Below are 17,380 nucleotides of genomic sequence, written 5' to 3'. Positions count from 1 at the left end.
CCATCGTGCTGCCGGAGTGAAGGAGCCCGGCGCGGGCGGTGACGGACGCCACCGCCCGCTTCGGTCCTTCAGGGACTACTGGACGGTGTACGCCACCGTGCCGCTGCAGCTCCCAGTGGAGTAGCAGCCGGCGCGGATCTGGTAGGTGCCCGCCGTCGTGGCCTTGAAGCTCGCGTAGGACAGCGTGCCGCAGGCGTCGTCGTTCGACACCACCAGGGAGGTTCCGTTGTACAGGCGCAGGTACGTGTCACCCGTGCCGGTGGCGCCCGGCACCGTGCAAGTGCCGAACTTGAGGGTCTGCCCGGCGGCCAGGGTGACGTTGCGGTTGACGGTGTTCTGGTTGGCGCTGTTGGTGTTGGTGGCGGTGAAGGTGAACGTCACCGGCGTCGGGGGCGGCGGGTAGCCCGCGCACAGGCGCGTGCTGGTCGCCACGCCGCAGTACTCGTCGATGGCCGGCCGAACGTAGGTGATGTCCTCGCCGCGGCAGCCCGTCTCCGTGCAGGTGTTGACGACGCTGCAGCTCCCGTTGGTCTTGTAGTCGGTCTCGCCGCGCACCAGGATGCCGGCCACCGTGTAGCCGCTGTTCTCGTACACGCCCGAGCCCGAGTTGCCGCCGAACGTGTCCGTGGTGCCCACGAAGTAGTCCAGCGTGCCCGCGCGCGCGTCACGCACCGAGCCGCCCGAGTCGATCTTGAAGGGAATGCCGCTGCCCGAGCCGATGACCGTCACGTTGGTGCCCACGGGCAGCGCGGCGTTGCCCGCGCGAATGGGGGCGGGCGTGAAGCGCGGGGTGGCCGCCCGGTCCAGCCGGACGATGGCGAAGTCCAGGTTGCGACCGCCCACCGTGGCCTGCTGGCGCGCGACAATCGCCTGACAGGAGAAGATGTCCGCGGTCGTCACCGTCTGCATGGCGCCGGCGGCGGTGCGGTAGAAGTTGAAGACAAAGCGCGTGCTGCTACAGGCCGACGCGCTGGTGATGCAGTGGCCCGCCGTGAGCACCAGGTCATCGTCGATGAGCGTGCCGGAGCAGAAGGCCGGGGTCAGGTCGTCCAGGAAGCGCTCGGAGGTGCAGAGGTTGTACGCGGAGCGCAGCGTGGACCCGTTGAAGGTGACGTTGTTGGGGTTGGTCGCGTTGAAGTCCGAAGGGTTCATCAGCGCGACGGTGGACTGCTGAGCGCGGGCGCGCAGCGTGGCGTTCGCGTGCGCGTACACGTCCGTGCGGTTGTCGGTCCCGTAGACGACGGGCTGCTTCTCAGTGCCCACGGGAGCGCTGTCAGTGGGCTCGGCCTCGGGGGCCGGACCACAGGCCACGAGGGAAAGGGTACACAGCAGCGTTCCAAGCAGCGTCCTACGGCCGGAAGTCCGGGGGATTCGCATGTGCTGAACACTCCTTGAGAGTGAGGACCGCCCGCCTGGGGGCGAGCAGCGGACCGCATGCTCGCGCCAAACACGCACTCTCCGCAACATGACCTTAACGAGGACTCACCGCCGTCCCGGAAGCTCCAGTAGACATGGGAGTGCATGATTCCTGCGGGAATGGACTTCGTTCCCGCTCCGGAGAACCGCGCGCCACGCTCTTGAGCTCCCAGCCGCTCCAGCGGAACGAGGGAGCTGGCATCTCGAGGCCTGACGCGAGAGGACCGCGTTCAAGAGCTTGAGATGGGTATTCGTGTAACGCGGCCGAACGCAGCCACCACCCTCCGGAAGCATGCTTGTCACCAAGATCAGCTCAAGGTTTCGGCCACACCTTCGTCGCCAGCTTCGCCAGCGTCGCACTCCGCTCCCGGATGCCGTCTTCGTCCCATTCCGCTACCTTCTGAAAGTACGTATTCATTCGGAGAGCAGAGTTCGCGGTGATGTGCGGCTGCTTATCGGCATATGGACCATTGCTCACTGATGCATTCAGTTCCTGGGTCAGGAGCGTCAGATTTCCTAGAGTGTGGACGAGCGCATCACGTTTCTGCTCTGCCTCCCCTTGTCCGCCTGCTGTCGCCATGGCCGCCTTTGACAGCGGCCAGTGCTTTTCCCATTGCTGTGGCATCACGTGCTCAATGCTCAAGTCACCGTCGATGGTCACCTTCTCGGTCTTGGCGGTTTTGAGTGCTTCGTCGAGCGCGCGGAGGAGCATCTCAATTCGGGAGGCGCGGAGCTCCAAGTAGAGCGGGCGGTCCTGGAGCGCGCGCTGAAACTCAGCGTCGCCCGGCCAGTCCACCGACATGCCTCCTCCCAAGAGCAGAAGCCGCTGAAAGGCAGCACGGTCCACGCTGGGCAACGCCTTCACGTCTCGCGTGAGCTGGAGGAAGTAGCGGTTGTATGCCTTTGTGGTGCGGCCGCATGCCATCCGGCGGATCAGGAAGGACTCGATGTCGGTCGTGATGCCCTCGAGCTCGACCTCGGGAAGATCCTGCCGCGTGAGCAACGCCAGCATCAACGGGTACACGGTGCTGGTGTCCATGTCCCGAAGCCGCACTGCAAAGGTGCCGAGCCTCGTGGAAGGGTCTGGACGCAACAGGCGCCGGAATGCATTCGCGCAGCGGGTTACTTCCTTGAGCTCTGCCTCCACGGAAGCGAATGGGCTCTTCTCACGGATCCATCGCTGGTAGTCGTGGAACAACCGCGTGACGTTTGGCTCCTGCTCGGTCTTGAACGCCAAGAAGTGCTGGAGGAAGAGGTCGATGCGAGGGCGCAATGACCGGCCCTGCCGCTCCTGCACTTGCCAGAAGCGCTTGCTCTTGGCGTCCTTTGAATCGTCTGCTTCCTCATCAAACGGCGACCAATACTGCTTGTGAAGGCCCTCCACATCCTCCTTGTTCCGTGCGGCCCGCAGGAAGACGTAGTTGCGGAGCAGGTCCGAAGCGAGCAGAGGCTCGCCGCGAGCGTTGAGGGTCTCGAAGATGACCTGCGGATCGTCATTGCCCGAGAGTTCGATGGTGACGAGCTGAAGCCGGCGCCGGAGGGTTTCAAAGACTGCATGCAGTGCTGACGTCCGGCCATCTCCGGCTTCATCAAGGTAGGACTTCAATGCGCGGGTAAAGAACAGGTACGCCTCCACAAGGCGCTCGCGCGGCTGCAGCACCTTCCGCTTGTACACGGCAGGGTACTGACCTTCGACCGCCGACTGGCTCCCGAGACTGACCACCGCCATGAACGCGGGCTGGTCCTTGAACGTCGGCCAGAGCTTGAAGCGCTCGACTTCAGGCAGATCCATCATGCCTTTGTTGGCGGTGTAGGGGTGCAACTCGGTTGCAAGATCGGAATCGCCCTCTGCGTGTGCCACATCCCGGATGGCGGCCAGCAGGACTTGGAGGGTGGTCAGGCGCTGCTGCCCATCGATAACCTCGTGCGCGGGAACCTGATTGCCGAAAGTGCGCACCTGGTTGATGACCACGGCCCCGATGAAGTGCGGCGGCTCCTCACGCGTACCGCCGGCCGCAAAAGAAGCCTGCCGCACGATGTCCTCCCAGAGTGGCGCCCATTGCCGCTCTTCGGTCCAGACGTAGGGGCGCTGAAACAGTGGAATGAGGTAACGGCGCTTACCGTCGAACAAGTCGAGCAACGAGCGGAGTCTGGCTTCCAATGTGTCCTCCAGATGGATGCAGCATTCTAGGCCTTGCCAAGGATTCTCGACGTCATGCGCGACCTGGCCCCACCTGGACGACGTGGCCCCCGATCGCAGTGGGCAACAACCTCAGCGCTCGATCACACTGTTCGACGAGATTCCGCCTTTCAAGGTGACCTCCCCATGAGAGGTAGGAGGGGCTGTAGGAGCCATGGCCTTGTCCATGAGCAGCGTGACCTCGCCAGTCCGCTTGTAGGTCGACAGATCTACAGGCCTATGTGAGCGTGTCTCCTGGAGGAGGAGTGATGGCGGCCTGGGCCTATAAGGCGACGAACTCGAAGGCGGGATCGGGGTTCACCCAGTTCCTTGCGAACAGCCACCGTTTCCTGGCGCGCACTGCCTACTATCCGCCCAAGAGGCCGGACACCAAGCTGGTCCGGGCGGCATCGGCCTGGAACGTCGCGATTGGGGATACGTTCCACATCTACTTCGGCGCTAACGAGAAACGTCACCTCGGCTCCTACACGGTCATGGATCCGGCCAAGTCGGGGCCCGGTTTTGCGAAGGCGGGAACGAAAGGGGCTTTCGCCGAAGTGAGGGACACCAAGCTGACGGACGCGCTCACTTCCATGCCGGGTTACAAAATGGATCCCTTCTTCGAGTGTTACGTCGGCTACGTCCTTGAGCCGCGCCGTGGAGTCCTGGTTCGGCAGTTCAAAGACGTTCGATGGCCGGGGCAGCACACGCTCATCCAGCTGCCGTAGGGTTGCGTCGAGAACCCGCGAGGCAGGACTGGCGCCTGCGCGCTCGCGGAAAAAACAAAGGCCCTGGAGTCACCGGCTTGCACCGGGGACTCCAGGGCCTCTATTTGGTCGGGGCGACAGGATTTGAACCTGCGACCACTTGCACCCCAAGCAAGTGCGCTACCAGGCTGCGCTACGCCCCGAAAACGGCCGTCGTGAAACGGTGCGCCCTTATGCCCCTGCCCTCGTTTCAGGTCAAGCAGGAGGTGAGGGGCGCCGGTGAAAAAAACCTACTCGTCGCCCTCTTCCATTCCCTCGTCGAAGTCCTCGCCCCGGGCCTCCGCCGCGTCCGCCGCCGCCTCTTCCTGCGCGTCGATCTCCGCGTGGTTCTCCGGGGGTGCCTCGCCGTTCAGGGCACTCTTCAACACCTGGCTCGGCCGGAAGGTCAGCACCCGGCGGGCGCTGATCTCGATCTCCTTGCCCGTCTGCGGGTTGCGCCCCACGCGCGCCTTCTTCTGGCGCACCTGGAAGTTTCCGAACCCGGAGATCTTGATCTTGTCCCCGCGCTCCAACGTCTCCTTCACGGTGTCGAAGACGAGCTCGACGATCTCCGCCGACTCCTTCTTGGAGAAGCCGACCTTCTCGTAGACCCCCTCGATGATGTCCGCTTTCGTCATGCGAGTCCTCTGGCACCCGTGATTGGCCGGTGAACGCGGGGCATGGTGTCAGCCTTCCCCGAACCGTGTCAACGTCCTGACTTCATTCAGGAATTCAGGCGCGCAGTGCCGCCCCCAGCCGCTGGTTCACCTCCGTGATGATGCGCTGGTGGGCCGCCGTGACCTCCGCGTCGGTCAGCGTCCGCTCGGGCGAGCGGTACCTCAAGGCGTACGCCAGGTTCTTCTTCCCCTCGGGGATGGGCTTGCCCGTGTAGACGTCGAACACCAGCGCGTCCTCCACCAGCGGCGCCCCCACCTCCAGGATCACCCGGCGCACCTCCTCGTTGCGCAGCTCCAGCGGCACCACCACCGCCAGGTCGCGCAACACCGCCGGATACTTCGGCAGCGCCGCCGCCTGCGGCACCAGCCGCGCCGCCGCGTACAGCGGATCCGTGTCCAGCTCGAACACGAACACGCCCTCCGGCAGCCCCAGCGCCTTCGTCACGCGCGGGTGCACCTCGCCCACCAGGCCCAGCACCGTCCCGTCGCTCAACGCCACCTGCGCGCAGCTCCGCGGGTGGTACGCAGGCGCCTCCGCCGGAGTGAAGGTCGCACCCTCCACGTGCAGCGCGTGCAGCAGCGCCTCCACCGCCCCCTTCGCGTCGTAGAAGTCCACGCGCGAGTCCTTCTGCGTCCAGCTGCGGCCACCGCCGCGCAGGCCCCACACCAGGCCCGCCACGCGCGGCACCTCGCGAGCCGCCGGGCGCATGCCCTGCCCGCCCTGCGCGTCCCGGAAGTACGCCCGGCCCGTCTCGTAGAGGCCCACCGACTCCACCTGGTGGCGCACGCTGCGCGACAGGTTCTCCAGCAGGCCCGGCAGCAGGCTCGTGCGCATCACCGACTGCTCGACGCTCAGCGGGTTCATCAGCGCGATGGGCGCTTCCTTCCCACCCAGCACCTCCAGCGACTTCGGCGCCACGAACGAGTAGTTCACCACCTCGGACAGCCCCACGCCGCCCAGCGCGTGGCGCAGCCGGCGCTCGGCCTCCATGGACAGCGGCTCCGGCGCCAGCGTCTCCAGCCCTCGCGGCAGCCGCGCCGGGATGTTGTCGTAGCCGTACACGCGAGCGACCTCCTCCATCAGGTCCTCCTCGCGCTCCACGTCCACGCGCGCCCGCGGCACCTCGTACGTCGTCTGCCCCTGCGACTCCTCCACGGACTTGAAGCCCAGCGCCGTCAGGATGCGCCGGACCTCCGCCTCCGGCACCGCCACGCCCAGCACCTTCTCCACCCGCGCGTAGCGCAGCGTCGCCCGGCGCGGCGCCAGGGGCTCGGGCTGCACGTCCACCCTCCCCGGCACCACCGTGCCACCCGACAGCTCCGCGATGAGCTGCGCGGCCCGGTCCAACGCCGGCAGCACCGCGTCCAGGTCCGCCCCGCGCTCGAAGCGGTGCGACGCCTCCGTGTGCAGCGCGTAGCGCTTCGCGGACCGGCGCACGCCGGAGCCGTGGAAGTGCGCGGACTCGATGACGATGCGCTTCGTTCCCTGCGTCACCTCGCTGTCGCCGCCACCCATCACGCCCGCCAGCGCCTGCGCGCGGTCGCGGTCCGCGATGACCAGGTCGTCCGCGTCCAGCGTGCGCTCTTTGTCATCCAGCGTGCGCAGCTTCTCGCCCGCCTTCGCCGTGCGGACGATGATCTCCTGGCCCGCCACCTTCTCCAGGTCGAACGCGTGCAGCGGCTGGCCGTACTCCAGGAGCACGAAGTTGGTGACGTCCACCACGTTGTTGATGGCGCGCACGCCGCACGCCTTCAACCGGTCCTGCATCCACTGCGGCGACGGCTGGATGGTGACGCCCTCCACCACCCGCGCCGCGTAGCGCGAGCAGCGCTCCTTCGCGTCGATGCGCACCTTCACCAACTCCGCCACGGGCTTGCCGGACTCGGCGGGCTTCGGCTGCGGCAGCTTCAACGCTGCGCCCGTCACCACGCCCACCTCGCGCGCGATGCCCAGGTGGCTGAGCGCGTCCGGCCGGTTCGGGGTGACGTTCACCTCCAGCACGGAGTCATCCAGCCCCAGGGCCTCCGCGATGGGGATGCCCAGCTTCGTGTCCGCGGGGAGGATGAGCAGCCCGGACGAATCCTCCGTGATGCCCAGCTCCTTCGAGGAGCAGAGCATGCCGAAGCTGTCCACACCCCGGAGCGCGGCCTGCTTGATCTCCATGCCGTTGGGCAGCTTCGCGCCCACCGTGGCCAGCGGCACCTTGTCGCCGACCTTGAAGTTCTTCGCGCCGCACACCACCTGGAACAGCGCGGAGCCGCCGATGTCCACCTGCGTGACGGACAGCTTGTCCGCGTTGGGGTGCTGCACCGACTCGCGGATCTGCGCCACCACCACGCCGCGCAGGCCCTCGCCGGGGCGCTCCACGCCCTCAATCTCCAGGCCCGCTGCGGTCAGCTTGCGCGCCAGCTCGTCCACGGACGGCGGCAGCGCGACGTAATCACCCAGCCACTTCACTGAAATCTTCACAGGGTTGTCCTCTTTCCTTGTGGGCCGGAATCAGAACTGCGCGAGGAAGCGCGCGTCGTTCTCGAACATCATCCGCAGGTCGTCGATGCCGTAGCGCAGCATGGCCAGTCGCTCCACGCCCATGCCGAACGCGTAGCCCGTCACCTCCTTCGGGTCGTAACCCGCGGCGGTGAAGACGTTCGGGTGCACCATGCCGCTGCCGAGCACCTCCAGCCAGCCGGTCTGCTTGCACACGCGGCAGCCCTTGCCGCCGCACGACGCACAGGTGACGTCCACCTCCGCGGAGGGCTCCGTGAAGGGGAAGAACGACGGGCGGAAGCGCGTGCGCGTCTCCGAGCCGAAGAACGCCTTCACGAACGCGTCCAGCGTGCCCTTCAGCTCCGCGAAGCTCACGTCCTTGTCCACGAGCAGGCCTTCCACCTGGTGGAACATGGGCGTGTGCGTGATGTCCGAGTCCCGCCGGTACACCCGGCCCGGCATCACCGCGCGGATGGGCGGCTTGCGCGACAGCATGTGCCGCACCTGCACCGGCGACGTGTGCGTGCGCAGCAGCGACGGGCTGTCCGCCTTCTTCGCGTGGCCCAGGCTGGGCTCGTCCACGTAGAACGTGTCCTGCATGTCCCGCGCGGGGTGATCCTTGGGCAGGTTCAGCGCCTCGAAGTTGAAGTAGTCGAGCTCGATCTCCGGGCCCACGGCCACCTCGAACCCGAGCCGCGCGAACGTGCGGACGATGTCCTCCATCGTGCGCGACACCGGGTGCCGTCCGCCGGGCAGCACCGCGCGCCCGGGCAGCGTCACGTCCAGCTTGGGGCCCTTCAGCTGGGCCTCCAGCGCGGCGTCCTCCGCGCGCTTCGTGGCGTCCGCCAGCAGCTGCTCCAGCTCCGCCTTGACGGTGTTGGCGATTTCTCCCAACGCGCGCCGCTCGTCGGGGGGCAGCTTGCCCATGCCGCCCAGCACCGCGGACAGCTCACCCTTCTTGCCCAGGTAGCGGATGCGCAACGCCTCCACCTGCGAGGGCTCCGACACGCCGGAGATCTCCTGGCGCGCCGCGTCCGCCAACGCCTGCAACCGGTCTCGCATGGTCCTCTTCCCGCCTTCCATTCACGCCCCGGTCGCCTCTGGCGCCGGGCAAAAAAAAGGGCCGCCCCCTGGTGGAGGCAGCCCGTTTCAGCTTCGGAAGCCGGCGTCACCGCCGGCCGTGTCTCAGGCTGCCTTCGCGATGTTGGCGATGGCGGCAAAGCCCGCGGGGTCCGCGATGGCCAGATCCGACAGGACCTTGCGGTCCAGGGAGATCTTCGCCTTCGCCAGGCCGGCGATCAGCTTCGAGTAGGACAGGCCCACGGTGCGAGCGGCCGCGTTGATGCGGACGATCCACAGCGAGCGGAAGTTGCGCTTGCGCACCGCGCGGTCGCGGGTGGCGTAGTCCAGGGCGCGCTCGACGGCCTGGTTCGCACGGCGGTAGCAGTTCTTGCGACGGCCGCGGAAGCCCTTCGCAAGCTTGAGAATGCGATTACGACGACGACGAGCCTTGAAACCCTTTTTGACGCGCATGACACACTCCTGACTTCTGGAAGGGAGCCCCGGGGCGCTGGCTTCACGCCGCTCCGCCTGGACTCACGGTTGGTTCAAACCCGAGGACGACTCAGGCGCCGTAGGGGAACAGCTCCTTGATGACCTTCTTGGCGTCCATGTCGCGCAGGTGGCCCGTGCCACGGTTGCCGCGCTTCTGCTTGGCCGTCTTGGAGAAGGTGAACAGGTGCTTGCTGAACGCCTTGCCGAACTTCACCTGGCCGCTCTTCTTCACGTGGAAGCGCTTCTTCGCGGCGCTGCGGGTCTTCAACTTGGGCATGATCCCAAACCTTCCTTCTGCTTCCTGTCGGCCGGCAATCTTCGTGACTGACGGCGGACCGGGACACACGGTTCCCGGACGCTTTGGGCGGAAGCCTCTATCACTCTTTTGATGCGATGGGGGTAGCGTTTCCTACAGCCATCGCAGAAACCACAGCCGCGACCCACACGAAAAGTCAAATCCCCTGCACTTCCGTTCAGGGTAGCGTGGCTTCCTTGACGAGGAGCGCCTCGAAGTCGGCGTACTTCATGGTCTTCAGGTCCTCGCCGCCGTAGCGACGGGGGGCCACTGCGCCGGCCTCCACCTCGTTGTCGCCCACCACCAGGGTGAAGGGGATCTTCTGCAGCTGGGCTTCGCGGATCTTCGCGTTGAGCGTGATGCCGCGCTCGTCCAGCTCCACGCGGAAGCCCTTGGCGCGCAGGTCGTCGCGCACCTTGCGGGCGTAGTCCATCTGACGGTCCGCCACGGTGACGAGGATGGCCTGCACCGGGGCCAGCCACGCCGGGAAGGCGCCGGCGAAGTGCTCGATGAGGATGGCGGTGAAGCGCTCGAAGGAGCCGAAGATGGCACGGTGGAGGACCACCGGGCGGTGCGGGGCGTTGTCCTCGCCCACGTAGGTGAGGTCGAAGCGCTCCGGGGCCAGGTAGTCCAGCTGCATGGTGCCCAGCTGCCACTTGCGGCCGATGCTGTCGGACACGGCGAAGTCGATCTTCGGGCCGTAGAAGGCGCCGTCACCGGGGGCCAGCTCGTACTCCAGGCCCAGCGACTCCAGAGCCGCCTTGAGGCCGCCTTCCGCGCGATCCCAAAGGGATTCGTCACCCAGGCGCTGCTCGGGGCGCGTGGACAGCTTCACCGCGTAGGTGAGACCCACCGCCTTGTAGACGCGGTCCAGCAGCTTCACGAAGCGCCGCACCTCGTCGGTGATCTGGCTCTCCATGCAGTAGATGTGCGCGTCGTCCTGCGCGAACTGGCGCACGCGGGTGAGGCCGCCCAGGGAGCCCGCGGCCTCGTTGCGGTGGAGCACGTCCTGGGTGTGCAGGCGCAGGGGCAGGTCGCGGTAGCTGTGCTTCTTGAAGCCGTAGAACAGGTGGTGCGACGGGCAGTTCATCGGCTTGAGGGAGAAGTCGTGCTCGCCGGACTCGCTGTCGAGCACCAGGAACATGTTCTCCTTGTACTTGCCCCAGTGGCCGCTCGTCTCCCAGAGGCCCTTGTTGAACATCAGGGGCGTCTTGATCTCCAAGTAGCCGTCACCGGCCGTGAGCGAGCGCATCCAGTCCGACAGCGTCTGGTAGAGCGCGGTGCCCTTGGGCGTCCAGAAGGCCGCGCCCGGCGAGTACGGGTGGAAGTGGAAGAGATCCAACTCCTTGCCCAGCTTGCGGTGGTCGCGCTTGCGCGCCTCTTCAATGCGCGTGACGTAGGCCTCGAGCGCCTTCTTGTCGAAGAAGGCGGTGCCGTACACGCGCTGGAGCATGGGGTTGCGGTGGTCGCCGCGCCAGTACGCGCCGCTGGAGGAGAGAATCTTGATGACGCCGATCTTCCCCGTGCTGGGCGCGTGGGGCCCCAGGCAGAAGTCCACCCAGTCGCCGTGGGTGTAGAGCGTGAGCGTCTTGGCGCCCTTGGCGGCGATGTCCTTGACGATCTCCACCTTGAACTTCTCGCCCTTCTCCTCGAAGAGCTTGATGGCGTCCTCCATGGAGATCTCGGTGCGGACGAAGGGCGCGTCCTGCTTGAGCTCCGCGTTGGCGGCCGCTTCAATCTTCTCCAGCTCCTCCGGCGTGAAGGGCTTCTCGCGGAAGAAGTCGTAGTAGAAGCCCTCCTCCGTCGACGGACCGATGGTCACCTGCGTGCCGGGGAACAGCTTCTGCACGGCGCTGGCCACCACGTGCGCGGCGTCGTGGCGGATGAGGTCCAGGCCTTCCGGGCTCTTGGACGTGAAGATCTGCAGCTTCGCGTCCTCGTCGAGCGTCCGGGCCAGGTCCATGTCCTGACCGTTGACCCGGGCGAACAGGGCCGCCTTCGCGAGCCCCACGCCGATGCTGCCCTTCACGAAGTCCGCGATGGTCGTGCCCCGGGCGGTCTGCTTCTGGCTGCCGTCGGGGAGCGTCACCGTGATGGATTCGGACATGGCGGATAAACCTCTGCGCTGGAAAAAACCGCGGGCGGCAGGCTTTTGAGAAAGCCTGCCGCCCGCGAGATGGAACTCTTACTGATGATGGGTCGTAGTGGGATCGAACCACTGACCCCTACCGTGTCAAGGTAGTGCTCTACCGCTGAGCTAACGACCCGTCGTGCGGATGGGCGCGGGGAATAACAGCGGGCTCCCACACCTGTCAAGGAACATGAGCGCGAGCCATGATCTTCCCCGCGTTCACGTCTCCAACAACGCTCGGACGCGTTTCATCACCGCGTCGAACATGGCGGGGGTGAGCCTCCCCGTCTGAGTGTTCTGCTGGCTGACGTGGTAGCTGCCCACGAGCCACCGGCCGTCCGGCAGCCGGTACTCGGCGCCATGGCCGAAGGCGGGACGGGGCGTGGGAAGCGGACTGCCCGTGCGAGCGGCCGACGCCAGGGCGGCGTTCCACCCGATGGCCCCCAGGGCGAGCAGCACCCGTCCAGGCAACAGCGCCATCTCCCGGTCCAGGAACGGCGCGCAGCGGGCCAGCTCCTCCGGCAGCGGCTTGTTGTCCGGCGGCGCGCACCGGCCGGCGGCGACGATGAAGGCGTCTGTCAGCTTCAGTCCGTCGTCCCGGTGCTCGCTGTGGCCCTGGTTCGCGAAGCCCGCGCGCTGCAGGCCCGCGTAGAGGAAGTCTCCGGAACGGTCCCCGGTGAACATCCGCCCCGTGCGGTTGGCGCCGTGCGCGGCGGGCGCCAGACCCACGATGATCAGCCGGGCCTTCGGGTCGCCGAAGCCGGGGACAGGCTTCCCCCAGTAGTCCCAGTCGCGGTAGGCGCGCCGCTTCACCCGGGCCACCTCCTCGCGCCATTCCACCAGCCGGGGGCAGGCCCGGCACGCGATGATCTCCTGGTGCAGCTTCTCCAGCTTCGTCACGGCCCCTGCACGCTCCCCTTGTAGAGCTGCGTGCGGCGGTAGCGCTGGAGGACGACGCTCAGGACGACCTTGAGGATGGCGCTCGCCGGGACGGCCAGGAGGATGCCCACGAAGCCGAACAGCTCACCGAAGGCGAGCACGGCGATGATGACGGCCACGGGGGCCAGGCCCACCTTCTCCCCCACCACGCGCGGGGTGATGACGAAGCCCTCGGCCAGCTGCCCGATGATGAAGGTCGCCGCCACCACCGCCAGCTGCCACGGCCCCTGCCAGGACAGGAGGACGCCCAGCACGGCCAGCACCACGCCGATGCCCGTGCCCAGGTAGGGCACCATGTTGCCGAAGCCGGCGATGAGGCCAATGGCGATGGCCAGGTCGATGCGCGCCACGGACAGACCCACCGCGTAGAGCACCGACAGGATGGCGCCCACCGTGAGCTGGCCCTGCACGAAGGCGGACAGCACCTCGTCCACCTCGCGGAAGCGCTGGGTCGCCAGCGCCACGGAGCGGCGCGGCAACAGGTCCTGGATGCGCCCCATGAGGCGCGGGTAGTCCTGGAGGAAGAAGAACGCCAGCACCGGCACCACCGACAGGCCCAGCAGCGTGGCCGCGAAGCGCGCGGTGTTGCCGGCGAAGCTCGCCACCAGCCGCGCCGCCGTGGGGCCCGCGCTCTGGAGCAGCTCGGAGGCCTTTGCCCCCAGCTCCTCGGTGCGCTGGCTCACCAGGTCCGGCAGCGACACGCCCAGGAGCGACTCCACCTGCGGCACCACCTGCGTGCTGGCGCGCTGGAAGAAGCCGGGCAACTTCGCCGCCTCGTCGCGGAACACCGGGACCAGGTACAGGCCCGCGCCCACCATCAGGAGCGTGCCCGCGAAGAAGAGGATGGACGTGCCCCAGGTGCGGTCCACGCCGCGCTTCTCCAGGAGCGTCACCAGGGGGTTGAACGCGTACGCGCCCGTCAGCGCCAGCAGCACTGGCACCGCCACCCCGCCGAACACGGACAGGAGCGCGAACACCAGCGCCAACGAGCCCACCATCACGCCGGACCAGATGAAGTCGACCCTGCGGGCCTCCGCCTCATCCAGCGCCGAGGGGTCACCGGGCGGAGGCACGGGCTCCGGGTGCACGACATGCAGCACCGGGGACACCTCTGGGGTCGCGCTGGGCTGGGGGACCCCCTTCACCGCGCGCTCACTGCCTCTCTTGCGACGTCCGATGACCGCCTCCTGTCCCCGCCCATCCTACGGCGTCTTGGGCCCTTGATTGCGGTCCTTGAGCACGCCCGGGGCGTCGCCTGCCACCTCGCGGTGCAGGGCACCAGCCATGGCACGGCCTCCTCAGGGCGAAACGCCGCCGCTTTCGGGCGCCAGGGGCCGGAGCTTCACCTTCAACGTCACCCGCGCTCCACTGGGCTGGTAGTAGGTCGTGTAGGGATAGAACCCGCGCTTCTTCACCTCCACCTGGTGGAAGCCCGAGTCCCCCAACCGCAGGCTCCGCGAGACCCCGGCGAAGTCGCTGCACGTCCCCTGCTCCACTCCGTCCATCAGGACCTGCGCGTCCGAGGGCTCGCACCGGAGCACCAGGTCGCCGCGCTTGGCGGCGTTGGACGCCATCAACTGCTCCGCGCGGGCCACCGTCGCGGGCTGCTCCTGCTTCGCCGCGCAGCCGCCCAGCAGCATCGCGATCACGGCCGTCGTCCGGAAGGAGTTCACGGACATCACTGCGTGACGATGACAACCCGGCCCTCGGCCAGGAAGTGGGTGTTCGCGTCGGTGAGCGCGCGGATGCCCTCGGCGCTCAGGACCAGGTCGGAGCCCTGGAGCTGCGCGGCCTTCACCACCAGGGGCTTGTCGCCCACGCGCGAGGCCTTCCGGGCCGCATCCAGGTTGTTGAACCAGGCCGCGACACCCGCGGTGCCGCGCGCCTCATCCGTGAGCACCGTCGCGCCGTAGAGCGCCTTGCCCGTCGCGTCCACCAACCGGGGCGCGAGCACTGGCTTCGCGCCCAGCCCTCGCGCGTCCACCACGAGCCCCGTGTACTTCGCCGCGCCGTCGGCGTTGAGCACGATGGCCGGATCCCGAGCGGGCGTCAGCGCCGCGCTGAGCACCGCGAGCGGCACCTCCACGTCCATCTCCACGCCACTGTCGGAGAAGTAGCGCGTGGCCACGACCTTGTAGCCGCGGATGGCACCCTCGACGCGGCCCTTCACTTCGTCGCGCGCCAGCTCGTCGCCCACGGTGCGGCCCGCGCTCACCTGGATGCTCCGGGCCTGCTCCAGCAGGTTGCGGAACGCGTCCTGCTTCGCGGCGCGCTCGGCCCCCAGGCGCGCCTGCCCGGGGTTGGCGGCCTTGAGGTCCGGGGCTCCGGCGCCCGTGGCGCGCAGGACCTGGCCCTCCCAGTTGATGCCCGGAGTGCCCACGCCGCGCGCGGACTCAGCGGCGGGTGCGGCGACCTTCGCGTCCTTGCCCTGGCCCAGCGCCGTCAGCGGCACGACCAGCAACAATCCCCACAGCGAACGCCTCACGGAGCACTCCTCCCGCTGTCGCCGCCGCGAAAAATCGGCGAGCGCACAGGGAACCTCTCCGGTCATTCAAGGGGGGCGCTTCGCGCGAAGTCAAGGCGACCCGGAGACAGTCGGATCCGCCTGATGAACCTGGCGCGGGGTACCGCGAACCGCCGGTGGCACCGCGCAATCGCGGTGACGCACGCGGAGGGTAACGCCTTGTGTCAGTTGCCTTCGGTGTGACGGTCGACGTAGGCGTCGATCATCTTGCGGTGCCGCTCGGTGAGCAGCGTGAAGCGCACGCCGGACTGCTCCTTGCGGCCCAGTTCCTTCCACTCGCGTACGACTTCACCCTCGGCGTAGATGATCTCCTCGGAGCCGGGGAGCTGGAACTGGAGGCCCACGCGGCGCGCGTCGTGCTGGGGCTCGATGAGGCGCGAGAGGCTGACGCCTTCCTGGCTGATGTCCGCGGCCCGGGTCATGTACGGCACGCCGCCCATGTACTTGTTGAGGTAGATGTCCAGGGGCGCCCGATTGGCCTTCCGCTTCTCGCTCATTGGCTCATGACCTCCAGCTGGTGCAACAGGCTGCTGCGGGGGTGCAGCGACCTGAAGGCACAGTACGGTCAGACGTCATGCGCGCAAGAAAACGGCGGCCTTCCCGAGCGCCAGGCAGGCCTGCGTGCACCGTGGTTTTCCGCTCGCTGGATTCTTCGCGTTGGCCTGTGCGCGAGGATGACCGACCCGCGGCGCATGAGCGGCGCTATGGTCCCCACCATTCTCCCGAAAGGCGGAAGCATGCGTATGCAGTGGAAGGCAGCCCTGGTCCTGATGCTCGGTGCTCCGGGCCTCGCCCTGGCCCAGGCCCCGACGAAGAGCTCCAAGCCGGCCGCCGCGCCCGAGGCCGCCGCGAAGGCCGCCCCTGCCCAGGCGCCCCTGGAGCTCAAGACGGATGATCAGAAGACCATCTATTCGCTCGGCCTCTCGCTGGGCCAGAGCGTGACGGCGCTCGCCCTCACCCCCGAGGAGCTGGAGTTGCTCCAGCGCGGCATCCAGGACGCGGTCGCCGGCACTCCGCCCGCGGTGGATCCGAAGGAGTACGCGCCGAAGCTCCAGACGCTCGCCAAGGCGCGCATGGCCCAGGTCAACGTCACCACGTTGGATCGCGCGTCCAAGGAGCCCGGCGCCAACCGGCTGCCCTCCGGCGTCATCTACCGCGAGCTCAAGGCCGGCACCGGCAAGTCGCCTCGCGCCACCGACACCGTGAAGGTGCACTACCAGGGCACGCTGGTGGACGGCTCGGAGTTCGACAGCTCCTTCAAGCGCGGCCTGCCGGTGGAGTTCCCGCTCAACGGCGTCATCCCCTGCTGGACCCAGGGCGTGCAGAAGATGAAGGTCGGCGGCAAGGCGAAGCTCACCTGCCCCGGGAGCACCGCATACGGAGAGCGCCCGCCCACGGGCTCGCGCATCCCGCCCAACGCCGTGCTCACCTTCGAGGTCGAGCTGATTGAAATCCCCGGCAACACCGCCGCCACGCCGTAGTGGCCTTGCGACGGGGACCCGCACGCGGCGGGTCCCCGCGAAGGCGTCACTGCGCGGGCACTTTCACGGACCGGCCGCCGAAGGGCGGGTTGGCCATGATGGCCTGGGCCATCCGGTCCGCGAAGGCGCGTCCCTCCTTCTGGAAGGACTCCGTCTCCTCCGCGTTCAGGTGCACGCGCACCTCGAACTGCATGATGCCGCCCACCACGACCTCGATGGACAGCGCCCCGTCCCGCCCGCGCAGCACGCGGTACAGGAGGGGGCTCTGGAGGAGAACCTCCTCGTCGCTCACGGAATCTCCGCCACCTGCGTGTCGGCCACCGGCGCGTTGATGACCATCACCTCCGGCGCTCCGCCGGACGTGTAGCCGCCGAACTTGAAGCAGTCGGTGTCCTCCGGCGTCTGGCACTTCCACACGCCCGGATCCGCGTCCACCGGCAGGCGCGTGCAGACCTTCTGCGCGCCCAGGTCCAGCGTCATCATCCGCAGCGGGCCTTCGAAGTTCTTCGCCGGCAGGCCCAGCGCCTGGCCCAGCACCGCCGGGTCATGCTTGCCGTCCGCCGTCTTCGCCTTCTCCACCGCGCCGTGGATGGACGCCGACGGCGCCGCGAACAGGTAGCAGGCCGTGTCGTTGCAGCGGCCGAAGTTCTTCGCGCCCGTCTGCACCACGAACTTCTGGTACGCGCTGTCCGTCATCAGCCACGACACCTTGCGGTCCGGGAAGTTCTTGGCGATGTGCTGATCAATCCCGTAGGGGCTGGCCATCGTGTCCGCCTCCTTGGAGATGGCCTTCTGCGCGTCGTCACAGAAGTCCACCAGCGACGTGGTCGCGGGGGTCGGCTCGTTCGTGTCCGGCGTCTTCGTGCCGCCCTTCGTCGTTACACAGCCCACCATCGCCGACAGGGAGCCCAGCACCAGCGCACGAGAGATGAAATTCAAGGTCAATCCTC

General features: G+C 67.7%; 16 protein-coding genes, 2 tRNA genes and 1 pseudogene. 2 read left to right on the top strand and 17 right to left on the bottom strand.

The genetic code is table 11. The features are described from left to right. Window positions 1-75: 75 nt before the first annotated feature. Window positions 76-1,377, bottom strand: coding sequence for a serine protease (locus tag D7Y04_RS15360; protein ID WP_121759789.1), 1,302 nt, complete (start codon window positions 1,375-1,377; stop codon window positions 76-78). A 352-nt stretch (window positions 1,378-1,729) separates the two neighbouring features. Beyond that, entirely contained in the window at window positions 1,730-3,556 is a 1,827-nt protein-coding gene (locus tag D7Y04_RS15355) for a DUF262 domain-containing protein (RefSeq protein ID WP_147477114.1), read from the bottom strand. 308 nt (window positions 3,557-3,864) lie between these two features. Here D7Y04_RS15355 and D7Y04_RS15350 point away from each other — a divergent pair, with 308 nt between their 5' ends. Further along, window positions 3,865-4,323: a hypothetical protein gene (locus D7Y04_RS15350; protein ID WP_121759787.1), complete on the top strand. Its 459-nt coding sequence runs from the start codon at window positions 3,865-3,867 to the stop codon at window positions 4,321-4,323. A 105-nt stretch (window positions 4,324-4,428) separates the two neighbouring features. Here D7Y04_RS15350 and D7Y04_RS15345 read toward each other — a convergent pair. The 13 genes and pseudogenes from D7Y04_RS15345 to D7Y04_RS15285 all read right to left on the bottom strand — a co-directional run bounded on the left by D7Y04_RS15345 (window position 4,429) and on the right by D7Y04_RS15285 (window position 15,446). Then, a tRNA-Pro gene (locus tag D7Y04_RS15345) sits at window positions 4,429-4,505 on the bottom strand. A gap of 195 nt (window positions 4,506-4,700) precedes the next feature. After that, window positions 4,701-4,979: pseudogene (locus D7Y04_RS15340) on the bottom strand (integration host factor subunit alpha); the annotation flags it as partial. A 94-nt stretch (window positions 4,980-5,073) separates the two neighbouring features. Next, on the bottom strand, window positions 5,074-7,488 hold the full coding sequence (pheT, locus tag D7Y04_RS15335) for a phenylalanine--tRNA ligase subunit beta (RefSeq protein WP_121759786.1): 2,415 nt from the start codon (window positions 7,486-7,488) through the stop codon (window positions 5,074-5,076). Between the two features lie 30 nt (window positions 7,489-7,518). Beyond that, window positions 7,519-8,568 carry a phenylalanine--tRNA ligase subunit alpha gene (gene pheS, locus D7Y04_RS15330; protein ID WP_121752869.1) on the bottom strand — a complete coding sequence of 350 codons (1,050 nt, stop codon included), beginning with the start codon at window positions 8,566-8,568 and terminating at the stop codon, window positions 7,519-7,521. Window positions 8,569-8,691: 123 nt separating this feature from the next. Then, window positions 8,692-9,039, bottom strand: coding sequence for a 50S ribosomal protein L20 (rplT, locus tag D7Y04_RS15325; protein WP_014397247.1), 348 nt, complete (start codon window positions 9,037-9,039; stop codon window positions 8,692-8,694). 91 nt (window positions 9,040-9,130) lie between these two features. After that, window positions 9,131-9,337, bottom strand: a complete 207-nt coding sequence (rpmI, locus tag D7Y04_RS15320) for a 50S ribosomal protein L35 (protein WP_120566087.1) — start codon at window positions 9,335-9,337, stop codon at window positions 9,131-9,133. Window positions 9,338-9,533: 196 nt separating this feature from the next. After that, window positions 9,534-11,462, bottom strand: a complete 1,929-nt coding sequence (thrS, locus tag D7Y04_RS15315; RefSeq protein ID WP_120575402.1) for a threonine--tRNA ligase — start codon at window positions 11,460-11,462, stop codon at window positions 9,534-9,536. Window positions 11,463-11,550: 88 nt separating this feature from the next. Continuing rightward, window positions 11,551-11,622 (bottom strand) — tRNA-Val (locus D7Y04_RS15310). An 83-nt stretch (window positions 11,623-11,705) separates the two neighbouring features. Then, on the bottom strand, window positions 11,706-12,386 hold the full coding sequence (locus tag D7Y04_RS15305) for a uracil-DNA glycosylase (RefSeq protein ID WP_120575403.1): 681 nt from the start codon (window positions 12,384-12,386) through the stop codon (window positions 11,706-11,708). Beyond that, on the bottom strand, window positions 12,383-13,525 hold the full coding sequence (locus tag D7Y04_RS15300) for an AI-2E family transporter (protein WP_370457111.1): 1,143 nt from the start codon (window positions 13,523-13,525) through the stop codon (window positions 12,383-12,385). The genes D7Y04_RS15305 and D7Y04_RS15300 overlap by 4 nt, the downstream gene beginning before the upstream one ends. Window positions 13,526-13,723: 198 nt before the next feature. Beyond that, on the bottom strand, window positions 13,724-14,104 hold the full coding sequence (locus D7Y04_RS15295; protein WP_121759784.1) for a hypothetical protein: 381 nt from the start codon (window positions 14,102-14,104) through the stop codon (window positions 13,724-13,726). After that, window positions 14,104-14,910 (bottom strand): LPP20 family lipoprotein, encoded by an 807-nt coding sequence (locus D7Y04_RS15290; RefSeq protein ID WP_121759783.1) that lies wholly within the window; start codon window positions 14,908-14,910, stop codon window positions 14,104-14,106. Before D7Y04_RS15290 ends, D7Y04_RS15295 begins: the two co-directional genes overlap by 1 nt. Window positions 14,911-15,113: 203 nt before the next feature. After that, window positions 15,114-15,446, bottom strand: coding sequence for a PilZ domain-containing protein (locus D7Y04_RS15285; protein WP_120566093.1), 333 nt, complete (start codon window positions 15,444-15,446; stop codon window positions 15,114-15,116). A 240-nt stretch (window positions 15,447-15,686) separates the two neighbouring features. On the opposite strand from D7Y04_RS15285, the gene D7Y04_RS15280 reads away from it, so the two are divergent. After that, complete coding sequence (locus tag D7Y04_RS15280) at window positions 15,687-16,430, top strand: FKBP-type peptidyl-prolyl cis-trans isomerase (RefSeq protein ID WP_121759913.1); 744 nt, start codon at window positions 15,687-15,689, stop codon at window positions 16,428-16,430. A 46-nt stretch (window positions 16,431-16,476) separates the two neighbouring features. Here the strand turns inward: D7Y04_RS15280 and D7Y04_RS15275 are convergent, their stop codons facing one another. After that, entirely contained in the window at window positions 16,477-16,722 is a 246-nt protein-coding gene (locus D7Y04_RS15275) for a hypothetical protein (RefSeq protein WP_121759782.1), read from the bottom strand. After that, window positions 16,719-17,369, bottom strand: a complete 651-nt coding sequence (locus D7Y04_RS15270) for a hypothetical protein (RefSeq protein WP_121759781.1) — start codon at window positions 17,367-17,369, stop codon at window positions 16,719-16,721. The genes D7Y04_RS15275 and D7Y04_RS15270 overlap by 4 nt, the downstream gene beginning before the upstream one ends. Window positions 17,370-17,380 lie beyond the last annotated feature (11 nt).

This window comes from Corallococcus sp. AB038B, assembly GCF_003668955.1.
Classification (GTDB): domain Bacteria; phylum Myxococcota; class Myxococcia; order Myxococcales; family Myxococcaceae; genus Corallococcus; species Corallococcus exiguus.
This window is presented reverse-complemented; position numbering and strand designations above follow the sequence as displayed.